The organism is Aminiphilus circumscriptus DSM 16581 (assembly GCF_000526375.1).
Taxonomy (GTDB): Bacteria; Synergistota; Synergistia; order Synergistales; family Aminiphilaceae; genus Aminiphilus; species Aminiphilus circumscriptus.
Map to the genome: position 1 here is coordinate 164,770 of NZ_JAFY01000002.1, position 15,607 is coordinate 180,376.

A 15,607-nucleotide genomic window follows, 5' to 3' on the forward strand; every position below is an offset into this window, starting at 1 on the left:
ACTGGCCTGTGCATTTTCCGTAAAATCCAGTCAGGTTTGTCCATTTCAGAAAAATTATTTCCAAAATGGAAAAGGAGGCGTCTCCATGAGCCGTTTGGACAAGGGAATTCAGGTTTTGCGACGCCTGTGCGAACCCCCCTTCTTTCATTCCCTGGGAGACCTCTCCAATTCTCTGGAAATGACCAAGAGCGGCATGCACAAAATTCTCGCCGTCCTGGTCCAGGAAGGGCTCGTTTTCCAAGAGACGGAGTCCGGACTGTACCGGATCGGTCCCGTCGCATACCGCATGGGCGTGGTCTACGCCAACGAAAGAGGGCTCAACGGAGCCGCCCTTCCCGTCATGGAGCAGATCGGGCGCATCACCAAGGAGACCGTTTCCGTCGGACTTCGCGACGGAGATTCGGCCTTTCTCGCGCTGAGCGTGGAAAGTCCGCATCTCATCCGGCTCAAAAGTCGGCTGGGCACCAGAATGCCTCCCAACGCCGGAGCCATCGGCAAGCTTTTGTGGGCCTACCATCCGGACCCGGTCCGGCGATCCACCGTTCTCCACTCCCTGGATCTCGCGTCCGAGGCATCGGGTTGCCCGAATCCTTTCCTCGATCTCGACGCACTCCTCGAGGAATACGACCGGATCCGCCGTCAGGGGTACGCCCTCAGTGTCAACGAAAGCGTTCCCGATTTCCTGGGGCTCTCCGTTCCCGTTCCGGACCGCATGGAAAGAATCTGGGCCTGTCTCTGCATCGCCGGTCCTCTGGAGCGACTCCCCGTGGAAAGAGCGCTGGATCTCCTGCCGGTTCTCCGGAGCGGCGCGGAGGACATCTCGGCCCGCCTGGGTTGAGCGCTTTCCTTTTGCCCACGGAGATCCTTTCGTTCCATCGTTCAGCTCGAAAAACCCATCCCGAAGGAGAGAGTGCAGGTATGTCCGTCAGTGAAAACATTATGCGCCTGGCCCGAGAACATGATTTCCGCATCCGCGAAGACCGAAGAGTCATTCACCGCCGTCCCGGTGTCGGCATGGAAGTGGAGGAGACCGCCTCCTTCGTCGCGAAAACATTGGAGGAGATAGGTCTCGACGTGCGCAGGGGCGTCGGAGGGACCGGAGTCGTCGCCCTTCTCGAAGGACGTGAGGCAGGCCCCGTCGTCGGCCTCAGAGCCGACATGGACGCCTTGCAGATCCAGGAACAGACGGGACTTCCCTTCGCCTCCGAGATCCCGGGAATCATGCATGCCTGCGGTCACGATGCGCACACGGCGATGCTTCTCGGAGCGGCTCGGGTCCTTTCGGCGCTGAAGGGAACGATCCGCGGCGCGGTCAAATTCGTCTTCCAACCCGCCGAAGAGTGCGCACCCACCGGAGGGGCTCCGGCGATGATCGCCGACGGCGTTCTGGAAAATCCCACGGTGGATGCCATGGTCGCCCTTCATGTCTGGCCCGATCTTCCCACAGGGAAAGTGGGTATCAAGACCGGCCCCATCATGGGCGCCTCGGACCGCCTCGACCTGATCGTCCGTGGACGCAGCGCCCACGGCTCCACCCCGGAGCAGGGAGTGGACGCCGTCGTCGTTGCCGCTCAGGTGATCACGGCGCTGCAGACCGTGGTCTCCCGCTCCGTGAACGCCACGGAGGCAGTCGTTTTGACCTTCGGGACCGTCCACGGAGGCTACCGGTACAACGTTCTGGCCGACGAGGTTCGGCTCGAAGGAACCCTCCGCACTCTGAACCCAAACATCCGGGATGTTCTTCCGGGGAAAATAGACGCTCTCGCACGAGGGATCTGCCGGGGAATGGGAGGTGACTGCGAAATGCATTACGAAAGAGGATACGCCCCCACGATCAATCATCCCGAAACAGTCTCCGTCGTCCGGGAAAGTATCGCGAACATTCTCGGAGAGAGGGGCATTCTGGAGATCGAAAAACCCACCCTTGGAGGAGAGGACTTTTCCTTCTTCGCTTCCAGGGTTCCTTCCGTCTTTCTCTGGCTGGGATGCCGCCCCGAGGGAATCGCACCGGAGGACTTCCCGCCTCTGCACAATCCGCGTTTCACCCCCGACGAAAGCTGTTTTTCCATCGGGGCTGCCGTCCTCGCCCAGGCGGCATGGGATCTTCTGAAAAAGCTCGGAGGAGGCATATCCGCATGAAAAGTCGCCCGACGGACTTTCGCGAAGAACTCATCCGCCTCCGGCGCGAACTGCACCGCCACGCCGAAAAGGGGTGGGAGGAGTTCTGGACCAGCGCCTTCGTCGCCTCGAAGCTCGACGCGCTGGGGTTCACGGTTCTTCTGGGCGAGGACGTGATCGCACCCGAGGCCGCCATGGGGCGCCCCTCTCCGGAAGAACTCGAGAAGGCCCGGACGCGGGCTCTGGGATGGGGGGCTTCTCCCTCTCTTCTGGAAAAAATTGGGCTTTTTACCGGCGTTGTGGGAATTCTGAAGGCGGATTGTCCCGGTCCCGTGACGGCTTTCCGGTTCGACATGGACGCCGTCGAAGTGGGCGAGAGCAGAGACCCGGAGCATCGCCCACTTCGGGAGGGCTTTGCAGCCCTCGACGAGGGCGTTGCCCACGCCTGCGGCCACGACGGCCATACCGCCATCGGGCTCGTCCTGGCCCGATGGATCAGCGAAAATCGACGACTCCTCCGGGGGACTTTCAAACTCCTTTTTCAGCCCGCCGAAGAAGGAGTCCGCGGCGGAAAATCCATGACCGAAAAGGGGCTTCTCGATGACGTGGATGTCCTTCTGGGCCTTCATCTCGGAGTGGGCATGCCCTCGGGGACAGTCGGAGCCGGATGCAGCGATTTTCTCTGCACCACCAAGATCGACGCCGTCTTCACGGGAGTCGCCGCACACGCGGGAGGCGCTCCCAACGAGGGACGAAACGCACTGCTCGCCGCAGCGTCGGCGGTCCTCGGGCTTCACGCCATTGCCCCGCACCGCGACGGCGCCAGCAGAATCAATGTCGGTGTTCTTCAGGGAGGAACAGGACGCAATGTGATCCCCCCCAGGGCGGAGCTGAAACTGGAGACCCGCGGCGCGACCGCGGAGATCGACGGCTACGTTCGGACCCGGGCTATGGACATCCTGAGAGGTGCGGCCATCAGCCAGGGAGTGGAGCTGGAAACCCGTCTGGCGGGAGGAGCGGTCAGCGCCGCAAGCGATTCGGAACTCGTCGATCTCGTTGCGGCAAAAGCCCTTGGCATCGAGGGCATCCGCCGGATTGAGCGGGAGGGCCACATTTCGGGGAGCGAGGACATCTCCTGGATGATGCAAAGGGTGCACGAGAGAGGAGGACGTTCCTGCTATTTCATTCTCGGCGCCGACACGACGGCGGGCCACCACAACGAGCGTTTTGACTTCGACGAGGAGGTCCTCGGTCCCGGCGTGGCTCTTTTAAAGGAGTTGACCCTCGACATAGCGGGGCGCTGAACGTCGTTTTTTCCGCAAGGAGGTGGTTTCCGACACGCAACGCACCTGCGAGATCAGGACGGTTTTCCGAAGTTTCGCACACTGCCTTTTTTACTCTCTGTCTCTTATTGTATTCCAACAAGGAGGAGGATCAGTATGTCCAAGAACACGGATTCGAACAGGACCCCACAAGGTGGGGCCTTCGGGCGCTTCATCCGCGGCATCGAAGTGGTGGGAAACAAGCTGCCCCATCCCTTCTGGCTCTTTGTCCTTCTCGCCCTGACGGTGGTCGTTCTTTCGGCCTTTCTCGCCGCGTCAGGCACGTCCGTCACGTACATGGCTGCTTCGCAAAAGGTTGGGGAACTTCCCAAGGAAGTGACGGTCCCCGTCAAAAACCTCCTGAGCTACGAAGCCATGAGACCCTTTTTCGCCGACTTCGTCAAAACCTACATTTCCTTCGCACCCCTCGGACTGATCATGGTCATGATGCTCGGCATCGGCCTGGTGGAGCAGACGGGTTTCATCTCCGCCCTGATGCGGAAGACCATCCTGGGAGCGCCTCCGTACATGGTGACCGCCGTTCTCGCCCTGGTGGGCATCAACGCCAACCTCGCCTCCGACGCGGGCATCATCTTCACCCCCGCCATCGGCGGAGCGGTCTTCAAAGCCCTGGGGCGCAATCCCGCCGTGGGGATCATCGCGGGATTCGCCGCGGCCTGCGGAGGATTCACGGCCAACTTCTTCGTCGCGGGAACGGACGCCCTTTTGGCGGGGATCACCGAATCGGCCGCCAAGGGAATGAACATTGTGGCCCCCACCCATCCCCTCATCAACTGGTTCTTCCTCTTCGCCTCCACCATAACGGTCACCCTGGTCACAACCGTCGTGACCGAAAAGTTCATCGTTCCCATGTTGGGAGACGAAGGCGCATCCCGAGATTCTTCCGCGCTCGCAGAACATGTCGTCACCAATGAGGAGAAAAGAGGACTCCGCTGGTCCCTCTGGGCAGGGCTGGGAACAATCGTCCTCCTTCTTGTTCTGACCGTTCCTCAAGGGGCCTTTTTCCGCGCCGACGATGGAAGCCTTTTGCCCAGGTCGCCACTCCTTTCCAGCGTGGTGCCCATCCTTTTCTTCCTCTTCTTCTTCGTCGGCATCGCCTACGGCTTCGGATCCGGAACGCTCAAAACCGCCTCGGACGTTCCCAAGCTGATGCAGAACGGGCTTCAGGGAAGTCTCAGCTTCCTGGTCATCGCCCTTCCCGCGTCCATGTTCATCCAGCTCTTCAACACCAGCAACCTCACCACCATCCTGGCCGTCAAGGGAGCGGAGGCTCTCGAAGCCCTCAATCTGGGCGGAATCCCCCTGCTGCTCCTCTTCATCCTCCTCTGCGGCACGCTGAACCTTTTCATGATCAGCGGTTCCGCCAAGTGGTTGATTCTCGCTCCCATCTTCGTCCCCATGTTTTCCATGGTGGGCTTTTCTCCTGCCCTCACCCAGGTCGCCTACCGGATAGGGGACTCGAGCACGAACATCATCTCCCCCCTTTCCTATTACATTCCGGTCGTCATCGGCCTTCTGGAACAGTACCGGCGGGAGGGCGACGCCCCGGTCGGAATAGGAACCGTCCTCTCTCTGGAACTCCCCTATTCTTTGGCGTTCCTGGTCTGTTTCTCTCTTCAGCTCATTCTCTGGTACGTGTTGAATCTTCCCTTGGGACCCGGTGCGGGAATGTTCATGTAAGACAACCCGATTCCACGCGAAGGAAGAAAATCGCCGGAGAGGCAGCCCCGGAAGGGCTGCCTCTCGTTCATCCCGAGACAAACCGTCTTTTCCGCCATCGCTTCCTCTTTTTTCACAACCCTGTCCAGAACCGCCGCTTTGCCGCTTCCTTCAGGCTCAAGAAGCACCCGCCCCTCCTCATCCGCAGAGAAGGACAGATGGCATTTTCCCTGTTCCGTTCCAGGTACGGACATTATCACTGTCTCGTAACACAATTTTTGCACGCACCCTTGCCCCTTTTTCCGAGAAGAGCTATGATGGACACGGCGAAAAGTTCTTCGCATTTTTTGTGTGCTTTTCAGGGGCGTATACGCCCAAAAGGAGTGACATCCCGTTATGGAAGGCGACAGTTCGAGTAAACCTCTGCATTGCCGCTTTACGAACCGTACTTCGCACTGACGCCGCACGGACGTACTCTTTCCCGGTCCGGCGGCGCCGGATCGGGAAAGGGATTCTTTCTCCGCCCGTACACTGCGGGCTCTTTGCAGCACCCCCCTTTCTCCGGTCCCCGATACAGTTCCATCAATCTCATATCGAAACAGCCGTTCGTCTTCTGCGCAGCGGGACATTTTGTCTGTGTTTCCCAGAGGGTGAACGGAAAAGGGGGGAGCCGTCATGATCACCATTTTCAAGACCGAAGACCGGGGTATCCGCCAGCTCGATTTTCCTGCCGTGGAACCCGGCTGCTGGATCAACGCCGCCGCACCCACGGCGGAGGAACTCGCCGCGCTTTCCGCCGTGGCGGGAATTCCCGTGGATTTTCTCTCCGCGGCGCTCGACCCGGAGGAAACATCCCACATCGAATCCGACGAGAACATTCTCCTGGTCATCATCAACGTCGCCAAGGCGGCGGGAAGCCACGACTTCGACACGGTCCCCCTCGGGGTGATCCTCACGCCGGACTTCATCGTCACGGTCTGTCTGGAACAGGGAGAGATCCTGCCCAGAAGCGTGGTCTCCATGAACGGTTTCTGCACCTACAAGCGGACCCGCTTTCTGTTGCAGATCCTCTACAAGACGGCCACCCAGTTCCTGAAATATCTGCGACAGATCAACCGCCGCTCCGACGAGATCGAGGCGCACCTGCGCAAGTCCATGCGCAACGAGGAACTCTACCAGCTCTTCGACCTGGAAAAGGGGCTCACCTACTTCACCGCCGCCCTTCGGTCCAACCGCATGGTGGTGGACAAACTGCTGCGTCTCTTCCAGAACGGCCAGATGCGGGAGACGGTGAAGATCCGCGAGGAGGACGAGGACCTGCTTCAGGACGTGCAGGTCGAATACAACCAGGCCTTCGAGATGGTGCAGATGTACGGCAACGTGTTGGCGGGCATGATGGACGCCTTCGCCTCCATCATCTCCAACAACCTGAACATGGTGATGAAGTTCCTCACCTCCGTGACCATCATCCTCGCGGTACCCACGGCCATCGCGAGCTTCTGGGGCATGAACGTCCCCGTTCCCTTTCAGGAATCGCCCAACGGCTTCGCCGTCGTGACTCTCCTCTCCCTTGGAGTGTCCGCCCTGTCCGCCCTCTGGCTCTGGCGAAAGCGCCTGCTCTGAAAGAACGCGCCTCCGACGGCCCCCTCCGGGGGCCTTTTTCGTGCACGTCGAGAGGCGCTTTTCTTCGCACAATTCCGTAACACCCGCCGAAATCCTTCTCTTTCTGGGCTATAATGGAGCGATACGAAAACGGAACATCACTTCGACTCGGGAGGACCGTCATGGCAGGCTCCGGCATTTTCACGCTTCTGCTTCTCTTTCTCTTCCTCTTTCTCCTTTCGGCGTTCTTCGCCGCGGCGGAGATGGCCTATTCGAGCATCAACAAAATCCGGATGAAACGCTTCGTCGAAGAGGGACGCACCGGCGCCGGGCGGGCCATGCTCCTGCTGCAGGACTTCTCCCGCACCATCTCCACCATCCTCGTGGGGGGCAATATCGTGGACATTCTCATGACCGCCATCGCCTCCACCGTACTCGCCCTTCTCTTCGGCCCCATCGGGGCTCTCTACGCGACGGTGCTCATGACGGTGCTCATCATCCTCTTCGGCGAGGTGCTGCCCAAGTCCTACGTGAAGGACTGCTCCGAGTCCTTCGCTCTGGGCGCCGCACCGGTCCTGCGCTTTTTCGTGCGCCTCCTCCACCCCCTCACCTGGTGCATCATGTCCTTCTCGGCCTTCCTCGGGCGATGGCGCTCCGCGGGGCAGCGCCCCCAGCCCAGCGTCACCCACGACGAACTGCTCCACATCCTGGAGACCATGGGAGAGGAGCAGGTGCTCCCCCAGGCGGAGCGGGAGCTCATCGAGAACGCGGTGAACTTCAACGAGCTGGAGGTCTGGGAGATCCAGACACCCCGGGTGGACGTGTTCGCCCTCGACGTGGACGAGGAACCTCAGAGGGTGCGGGCGCTTTTGGTGAAAAACCAGTACTCCCGCGTTCCCGTCTACGAAGGCACGCTGGACAACATCATCGGCGTGCTTCACGTGAAGGACTACATGCGCCGGGTCTTTCAGCAGGAAGAGACGAACCTGCGCTCCGTCATCAAGCGCCCGGTCCTCCTCGCGGGAAGCGCGAGCCTCATGGACGCGCTGCGCATCTTCCGGGCCAACCGGACGCACATGGCCATCGTCCTCGACGAGTACGGCGGCACCTCGGGAATTCTCACCGTGGAGGACATTCTGGAGGAGCTGGTGGGAGAGATCCGGGACGAGCACGACGACATCAAGGAGTCTTTCACACAGCTTGAGGAGAACGTCTATCTCGTGAGCGGCGATGTCTACCTGGAGGACATCTTCTACGAACACCTCAATTTGGACACCATGCCGGACAGCGAGGCCTCGACCCTCAGCGGCTGGCTCTACGAGCAGTTCAAGACCCTTCCCGAGCAGGGAGCCGCCGTCGCCTGGGGCGGATTCCTCTTCTCCGTCGCAAAGGTGGGAGGGCAGCGCATCCTGAAGGTCCGCATCGAGCGAAAACCCGTCGAAGAAGCCATCCCTTCACTGCCGCACCAGGAATAAGCTTTTTCACTGCGGCAACGCTCTTTTTTTCCGTCGGAACGGCGAGAACTTCCAGGCGGTTCAGTCGGTTGTCATCGCGGAAGACCCCCCGCTGCATCCGGGGCCGGAGAGTCCGCTCCGGCCTCCGGAAAGCGGAAAGACCCGGATCTGGGAGGCGATGCGCTCCTTGAGGGCCGCAACGTGGGAGATGACGCCGATGAGTTTGCCGTCCTGCCGCAATTCCGCGAGGGTCTGGAGGGCCGTGTCCAGGGCGTCCTCGTCCAGCGTGCCGAACCCCTCGTCGAGAAAGAGGGAGTCGATCCGGACGTTTCGGCTCGCCATGCGAGACAGGCCGAGAGCCAGGGCGAGGCTGACGAGAAAGCTCTCTCCTCCGGAGAGATTTCTCGTGGACCGTCGCTCCCCAACCTGGTAGGCGTCGATGACATCCAGCTCCAGAGGTTGCCCGTCGTTGCGGACCAGGAGATAGCGGTCGGTCATCTTCCGGAGCTGCCGGTTCGCGTGAGAAATGAGGATGTCGAAGGTGAGGCACTGGACGAAGTTCCGGTACTTCTTCCCGTCCGCGGACCCGATGAGGTCGTGCAGGGCCTCGATGCGGAAGCACTCTTTCTCCTGCGCCTCCAGTGCCGCACGGCGGTCCCGGGCCATTTCCCTCGCGGTCTCGTTCTCCCTGAGCTTCTGCGCGATGCCGCCCAGTTCCTCCCGGAGGATTTTCACGTCCCGCCCCAGCTCCTCCAGCTCACGAAGGAGATCCTCCCGGGAGCGGTCGGTCGCCTCCCGGCGCTCCTCCTCCTCCAGCCGCTCCGCCTTCTCCCGTCTCCTCGCGTTCAGCGCGACCCGCTCCTCCTCCAGCGCACGGGCCCGCCCCTGCAGTTCCTTCCGCTCCTCCTCGGGCAGAAGCGCCGCCAGGTAGGCGTCCTCGTCGGCAAAACCGGCTCCGTCGAGACGGCGGACAAAGGCGATCTCCCGGACCTGCAGCACTTTCTCCCGCTCCGCTATGGCGTTTTCCGTCTCGGCGATTTTGGTTCGCGTTCCGCCAAGCGCGTGCACCGCTTCGTCCGACCTGGCACGCACCGTGTCGAACTCCGCCGCCAGGGCCTTCAACGCCTCTCCGAGGCGGCGTTCCTCCGCGTCGGGATCTCCGTCGCCGAAGCGCTCCCGCCGTTCCTCCTCCAGGACCTGCCGTTCCCGCAGAAGTTCGTCGCGATGCCGCCGCCGCTTCTCCACCTCCTCCACGGCCTGGCGAATCCGCTCCTTCCGCTGGTCGATCCGGAGTTCGAGGGAGGCGATCTCCTTCTCCAGTGCACCCTTTTCCTCCTGCCGGGCATTCCAGTGCACCCGACGCTCCTCCAGGTCCCGGAGCACCGCCTCCCACTCCTCCGGATCGGACGCGAGATCGCCGATGCCGTAGGGCGCCAGGTCGCGAAGCACCCGCTGCCGCGCCTCGTCGAGCTGCACGGCGGCCTCCCGCGCCTCGGCCTCCGCCCGGACCGCCGTCTGCTCCGCCGATTCCTCGCGGTGTGCGGCGTCCCCGGCGAAGCGCTCCTCCAGGACAAGATTTTCCCGGGCCTTCTCCAGGCTCTCCCGCAGGGTGGCACACTGCTCGTCCGCCTCCTCGGCGGCCTGCACAACCCGGAAGGTCTCCTCAAACCGCTCCCGGATCTCCCGGGCAAGGCGCTCCAGCAGTGCCTCCGCTCCAGGTCCCTCCGGGCATTTTTCTTCCTTGGAGAGCGCAGTCCATTCCTCCCGAAGCCGGACCTCCTGCCGGGCGATTTCCTCGTCGCGTTCCCGCCGCCGTGTTTCCGCCTGCTCCAGGTCCTTCGACGCCTCCGCACGAGCGACCCGGAGATCCGCAAGAGTCCTCCCCGCGGCCTGAAGCTCGTTCCTGAGAGAGAGCAGCGCCGCGGCGGCCTCATCCGGAACGGGAACGACCCCCGCGGCGAAGGGGTGCTCCGTGGCGCCGCAGAGGGGACAGGGTTCACCCTTTCGCAGGCGATGCCGCTCCGTCTCGAAATCCGCGATCCGCCTCAGCGAGGCGAGTTGTTCCTCCAGCCGGGCCGACTCCGCTTCGAGCGCCGTCTGCCGTACCGACGCCGCCGCAATTTCCCCGTCGAGATCCCCGCAACGAGCTCGCGCCGCGTCCTCCAGAAGACGCAGCTCCATCGTCCGCCGACGCGCCTCTTCCAGGGCATGCAACGTTCCGACGACATCTTCGAGGAGGCGTCTTCGCTCTTTTTCCTCGTCGAGATCCTTTCTCCAGTCCGACATCCTGCGACCAGCGAGAAGGCTCTCCAGCGCATGCCGCGCTTCATCGAAAGCACCCCGGGCGGTCTCGTACTCCGCCCTTCCCGTCACCAGGGTATCGTCCCGCTTTCGCCGGGCGGTTCGGGCCTCTTCCAGTTCCCGGGCAGCGGCCCGAAGTTTTTCCGTCCCCTCGCGGCCTTTTCCGTCCAGAGTGCGGAGCGCGTCGAACCGATCCCGGAGTACGGGAAATTCCTCCACGAGCTTCTCGTCCGCCGCACTTCGGGCAAGGTGAGAGCGAACCGCCTCAAGGGCGCCCTGCCGTTCTCCGAGAAGACGCCGTTCCATCCCGTCCCTGTCGCGAAGAGCGTCGAGGGCGGCTTCTCCCTCCGTCAGGGCCTCTTCGGCGGCACCGACGGGGCCTTCCTTGTCCCGGATCCGCAGGTCCAGGGCCTGCACGGCCCGAAGAAGCGGCACCGCCTCGGCCAGGGCCCTTCTGCCCGCGTCCAGCGTCTCGCCACTGCGCCGCTGTGCCTCGGCGGCGAGACGAACTTCCTCCTCCAGCGCCGGAAGTGTCTTCAGAGACGCTGCATGAACGTCCCGGTCCCGCCGTTGCTCCTCCCGAAGAGATTTGAGGGCGGTGTGCTCCGGGGCGAGTTCCAGGGCATCCTCGGCGCGACGGAGTCGTTCCGCCTCGGGGTGAAACTGCTCCCGCTGGTCCAGCAGCGCTTTCTCCGCTTCGTCGATCATCCGCAACTCCGCCTCGAGGCGTGCCACTCCGTCCAGCCAGACGACGGCAGCCCTGTCCGCCTCGATCCGTCCGCTCATGTCTTTCTCCCGGAAGGAACGTTCCTCCAGCTCCACCCGAAGGCGTGCCTCCTCTTCCTCAGGCAACAGGCGCATTCCCGCCAGTTCGGCCCGGAGAAGATCCCGTTTTGCCCGCTCCTCGGCGCGGCGCTCGTGGACGCGCACGGAAATCCGGGAGTAGATCTCCGTCCCCGTGATCTGTTCGAGCACGGGGGCCCGCTCGTCCGAAGGAGCCTGCAGAAAAGCCGCGAAACCCCCCTGGGCGAGGAGCATGGACCGGGTGAAGCGGTCGAAATCCATGCCCGTCACCGCTTCGATACGCGCCGCCACGCCCGTGATCGAACTCTCGAGCACCTCTCCGGACACCGCGTCGGCGATCTCGTGTTTCGGAGCCTGCAACTCCCCGTCGGACCGCCTGCGGGATCGGTGCTGGCTCCAGACACAGCGGAACCGGCGGGCCTCCGCGCCGCCAGATCCGGCTCCTTTTCCCGCCGAAGTCTCGAAGGTCGCCTCGGCGAAACATTCTCCGGTCTGTCGGGACATGATCTCGTTTCCGCTCCTGGAGATCTTGCCCAGGCGCGGAGTCCGCCCGTAGAGGGCAAGGCAAAGCGCGTCCAGAACGGTGCTCTTGCCGGCGCCGGTCGGGCCGGTGATGGCGAAGAGACCGTCGGCGGTGAAGGCGGGGTGGGTGAAGTCGATCTTCCATTCCCCCACGAGGGAGTTCAGATTCTTGAAACGCACCTGGAGTATCCGCATCGTCCGCTTCCTCCCCGTCCGCTACGTCCGCTCTTCCGCCCGGGAGTCCTCTCCGTCGAGGGACGCCCGAGTCTCCCGGTAGGTCCGCAGCAGTTCCGGCCGCTGTTCGTCGGGAATCCTCCGGCTCTCCAGACAGCGCCCGAACACGTCCTCCTCATCCAGGTCATCGAGCGTCTCCTCGGAGAGTCCCTCCAGGGCGCGTTCCAGCATCCGCCCGTCCTTCATCCGGAGAATCTCCAGCCCCGTTCCGGCCGTGACCTCCTCAAGCTGCTCCCGGAGGTCTCCCACCGCACCATCACCCTCAAGCACGACCTCCAGCCAGATCGACTCCTTCTCCGCGGCAAGCCTTTCGACCCCGGAGAGAATCTCCTTCCGGCCGCCCCGAAGACGTTCAAGACGCCGGAAGCACGGCACGGGCAGAAGCGTCACCGTCGCCGCCGCACCGGCGAATTCCACGAGACAGACGCTCTTTTCCCGCCCCGCCTCGCCGAAGCCCATCGGCAGCGGGGAGCCGCTGTAGCGGAACCTCTCCGAACCGTCCACCCGCTGGGGGACATGAAGGTGCCCCAGCGCCGCATAGGACGTGGACTCCGGAAAAATCGACGACGTCACCGCCGAAAGAGAGCCCACGTAGAAGTCGCGCACGCCGTCCCCCTCCACGGTCTCCCCTCCGGCGGCGAAGAGATGTCCCATGACCACCAGGGGAAGCTCCTCGCCCGTTTCCGCCCGGACCTCCTCCCGTCTCCGCTCCGCCAGAGAACACACCTGGGCGTAGTGGTCACGGATGCCTTGGGCGAGCTTGCGCTCTTTCTCGTCGGGGCTCTCCCCCGCCTCGACGGTGCGGATGTCCCGGTCCCTCAGAAAAGGAACGGCACAGAGCAGCAGCTCCGGAGCGCCCGCCTCGTCCCGCAGGAGGAGCACCTCCTCCGCGGGATCTCCCGAAATCGCGCCCACCACGTGGACGCGAAGCGCCCGCAGCAGTTCCTTCGGGGCGTCGAGAAACGAAGGCGAGTCGTGGTTTCCGCCGATGAGCACCACGTGGCGGCAGCACGATCCGGCCACGCGACACAGAAACGTGTAGTAGAGCGCCTGGGCGCGGTTGCTCGGTGCGGTGGAGTCGAACACATCCCCCGCCACGAGGAGCACCTCCGCACGTTCCCGGCGGATCGTCGCCTCAAGCCAGGAGAGGAATGCCTCGAATTCCTCGTAGCGTTTCCGTCCGTAGAGCCCCCGCCCGAGATGCCAGTCCGACGTGTGAAGAATCCGCAGCGGAGTCCTCACCGCACACCTCCGGCGGACCCACGGCTCCCGCCTTCCGAGGGAAGCATTCCGGCGTAAGAGGCGACATTCCGCCCGGAACAGGGACACCCTTCCGCACGCCGGGTTCCAGCCCCTGGCCCCGAAAGAGCAGAAGAGAGCAACCGCCATCTCCGAGATCGCCGTTCCCCGCGGACGGGGGATGGCGCGTTTCCTCTGGCTTTGCCTGCGCGCGTGCGTTTCCGGTCGCCTCGCTCCATGAACATTTCCTCCTCGTCGGGTGGCTGCAGAGAACCATAGCACGCCCCCTTCCGGGGGGCAATCCGGCCCCGACAAACCGGAGGCCCCCATCGGGCCGGCCCGCCCGCAGCGCTTCACCGGCGTCAGAAGGCCTTCCGGAGCAACGCGACCGCACCCTTCTCAAGCAAGGAGTTTCCGTCCGGACCCAGGGTGATGCGCCAGCAGCTCTCCGTGACCGCCTCGAGAAAACGCCGGTCGTGGCTCACGAGCAGCATTGTGCAGGGACAGGAGGCAAGAGCGTTTTCGAGCAGTTCCACCGCGGGGAGATCGAGATGGTTCGTCGGCTCGTCCAGAACGACCAGGGAGGGCACCCGAATCACCCCCAGGGCGAGCTGCAGCTTTCGCGCCTCCCCAGGGCTCGGAACGGGCACGTCGGCGCCTTCCCCGAGAGCCGCCGGAGCAAGCAGGCTTTCCGGCCGGGAACCGAGACAGCTCACCACGGTCATCACCAACCCCCGCTCCGCCGAAGAAAGGAGCGCGACCTCCGAGGCGAGACGCCCGAGCTGCTCCCCCGAGAGTTCCTGAGGGAGAAAGAGCACCTGCTCCGGAGGAAGCTGCACCCGCCGGAGCAGGTGGCGCACCAGAGTACTCTTGCCCGACCCGTTCGGACCGACCAGGGCGACCCTGTCCCTGGAGCCGAGTTCCAGCCTCGGCAGGTGCAGTGTCCGCCCTCCGCCGAGATCGAGGCGACCTTCGGGAAGATCGAGGATGCGGTTGCGGGGCGAGACCGCTCCGGAGAGCCAGAACCGCAGCTCCCGCTCCTTGGGTGGCCGGACTTCCCGCACCTCCTCCCGAAGATGGCGCAGACGCCCGTCGAGCTGGCTTTTCAACCGCCCCGCCTGGCCGTCCATGCCGGAAACCCTGGCAAGATCGATGCGCGCCCGTCCGTCCGAATCGTGCCGGTCCAGGCCCCGTTTGGAACGCCTGCGGTCGCTCCGGCTAGCCTCCTCCAGGCGCCGCCGCTGCTCCGCCTCCAGGCGCTTGCACGCCCTGCGGCGCTCCAGATAGACCGCACGGGCGGTCTCTTCGTCCCGGGCTTTCTGCGCCGAGGCCTCCGTGTAGTTCCCCGGATAGAGCACCGGCCCGGAGGCGCCGAGAAAGAGGCAGCGCCGGCAAAGCCCGTCGAGCAGCTCACGGTCGTGGCTCACGAGAAGTCCCACGCCGTCGTAGGTGGCGAGGGCCGCACCGAGCAGACGCCGCGCAGCGCCATCCAGATGATTCGTCGGCTCGTCCAGAAGGAGACTCTCCGGTTTCTCCCAGAGCGCCAGGGCAACCTGGACGCGCTTGCGCTCGCCGAAGCTCAGGGAGTGCCATCGCTCGCCCCAGGCATCCTCGATGTCGAGCATTCCCCGAAGACGAAAGACCTCGGGATCGCCGGACCCGAGGAACGCGGCAAACCGCTGCGGCATCTCCTCCGTTCGCTGCTCGCAGAGCAGAACCCGCCCCCTTCGGAGCACCTGTCCCTCGCACGGCGACAGTTCTCCTGCGGCCAGCCGCAGAAGCGTGGTCTTGCCCGACCCGTTGGCGCCGAGAATTCCCGTCCATCCCCCGTGGAAATCGATGGACAGTTCGCGGAAGAGAAACGCTTCCGCCGTATCGAAACGAAAGGACACATTGCGCAGGAGAAGCGCCATGAACTCTCTCCATTCCCCCCGCCCGGCGGGGACACTGCCTCCTCCCGGCACCGCAGGGAAATCCGCTCGTAGGAACGGAGTCCCTGGACGCGCACATTCCGCCATGCCGCGGCGAACCGGAGGCAAAGGCCTTCCCGGGACGGAGTGCGAAAAGCGGAGAGCACACTGGAACCGGGTAAGAAAATGGACAGCGCACGAGCGAACGAAACCCGGGAAGGCGAAACGGAGATGTGGCGGCGGAGCCGCCTTGAAAAACGAGGAGGAGGGGACACGAAAAAACGGCCCGGAGGGGCCGGAAAAACATGCGTAGCTGCCGGTGCGTGTCCCGCTCGTCAGAAGAGGCGCATTCGTCGAGTCTCCCGAAGATGGAATGGATGAACCGCCCTGGATCATACCCGTTTCCGGTGAAACGGGTCAA

Annotated in this window: 9 protein-coding genes; 6 read left to right on the forward strand and 3 right to left on the reverse strand. The window is 63.6% G+C overall.

Translation table 11 applies throughout. The annotated features are described in order from the left end of the window. Positions 1–85 precede the first annotated feature (85 nt). From K349_RS0101340 to K349_RS0101370, 6 genes are all read left to right on the forward strand, one after another. Positions 86–838 carry an IclR family transcriptional regulator gene (locus tag K349_RS0101340; protein ID WP_026368106.1) on the forward strand — a complete coding sequence of 251 codons (753 nt, stop codon included), beginning with the start codon at positions 86–88 and terminating at the stop codon, positions 836–838. A gap of 80 nt (positions 839–918) precedes the next feature. Next, positions 919–2,139, forward strand: a complete 1,221-nt coding sequence (locus tag K349_RS0101345) for a M20 metallopeptidase family protein (RefSeq protein WP_026368107.1) — start codon at positions 919–921, stop codon at positions 2,137–2,139. Then, the gene (locus tag K349_RS0101350) at positions 2,136–3,422 is read left to right on the forward strand and encodes an amidohydrolase (protein WP_026368108.1); all 1,287 of its coding nucleotides are present in this window, start codon (positions 2,136–2,138) and stop codon (positions 3,420–3,422) included. Before K349_RS0101345 ends, K349_RS0101350 begins: the two co-directional genes overlap by 4 nt. 135 nt (positions 3,423–3,557) lie before the next feature. After that, positions 3,558–5,141, forward strand: coding sequence for an AbgT family transporter (locus tag K349_RS0101355; protein ID WP_026368109.1), 1,584 nt, complete (start codon positions 3,558–3,560; stop codon positions 5,139–5,141). Positions 5,142–5,795: 654 nt separating this feature from the next. Further along, a complete protein-coding gene (locus K349_RS0101365) occupies positions 5,796–6,743 on the forward strand; it encodes a magnesium transporter CorA family protein (RefSeq protein ID WP_026368111.1) in 948 nt (315 codons plus the stop codon). A gap of 161 nt (positions 6,744–6,904) precedes the next feature. Then, positions 6,905–8,197: a hemolysin family protein gene (locus tag K349_RS0101370; RefSeq protein WP_026368112.1), complete on the forward strand. Its 1,293-nt coding sequence runs from the start codon at positions 6,905–6,907 to the stop codon at positions 8,195–8,197. 60 nt (positions 8,198–8,257) lie between these two features. On the opposite strand, the gene K349_RS0101375 is transcribed toward K349_RS0101370, so the two are convergent. The 3 genes from K349_RS0101375 to K349_RS0101390 form a co-directional block, all read right to left on the reverse strand. Next, positions 8,258–11,998 carry an AAA family ATPase gene (locus K349_RS0101375; RefSeq protein ID WP_026368113.1) on the reverse strand — a complete coding sequence of 1,247 codons (3,741 nt, stop codon included), beginning with the start codon at positions 11,996–11,998 and terminating at the stop codon, positions 8,258–8,260. A gap of 21 nt (positions 11,999–12,019) precedes the next feature. Further along, positions 12,020–13,279, reverse strand: a complete 1,260-nt coding sequence (locus K349_RS0101380) for an exonuclease SbcCD subunit D C-terminal domain-containing protein (protein WP_211240306.1) — start codon at positions 13,277–13,279, stop codon at positions 12,020–12,022. Positions 13,280–13,638: 359 nt separating this feature from the next. Next, on the reverse strand, positions 13,639–15,189 hold the full coding sequence (locus K349_RS0101390) for an ATP-binding cassette domain-containing protein (RefSeq protein ID WP_026368116.1): 1,551 nt from the start codon (positions 15,187–15,189) through the stop codon (positions 13,639–13,641). Between the last annotated feature and the right edge of the window lie 418 nt (positions 15,190–15,607).

Coding starts and splice junctions, on each gene's coding strand:
- K349_RS0101375 (WP_026368113.1), bottom strand. CDS start 11,998: ATGCGGATACTCCAGGTGCGTTTCAAGAATCTGAACTCCCTCGTGGGG.
- K349_RS0101340 (WP_026368106.1), top strand. CDS start 86: ATGAGCCGTTTGGACAAGGGAATTCAGGTTTTGCGACGCCTGTGCGAA.
- K349_RS0101390 (WP_026368116.1), bottom strand. CDS start 15,189: ATGGCGCTTCTCCTGCGCAATGTGTCCTTTCGTTTCGATACGGCGGAA.
- K349_RS0101345 (WP_026368107.1), top strand. CDS start 919: ATGTCCGTCAGTGAAAACATTATGCGCCTGGCCCGAGAACATGATTTC.
- K349_RS0101370 (WP_026368112.1), top strand. CDS start 6,905: ATGGCAGGCTCCGGCATTTTCACGCTTCTGCTTCTCTTTCTCTTCCTC.
- K349_RS0101365 (WP_026368111.1), top strand. CDS start 5,796: ATGATCACCATTTTCAAGACCGAAGACCGGGGTATCCGCCAGCTCGAT.
- K349_RS0101355 (WP_026368109.1), top strand. CDS start 3,558: ATGTCCAAGAACACGGATTCGAACAGGACCCCACAAGGTGGGGCCTTC.
- K349_RS0101350 (WP_026368108.1), top strand. CDS start 2,136: ATGAAAAGTCGCCCGACGGACTTTCGCGAAGAACTCATCCGCCTCCGG.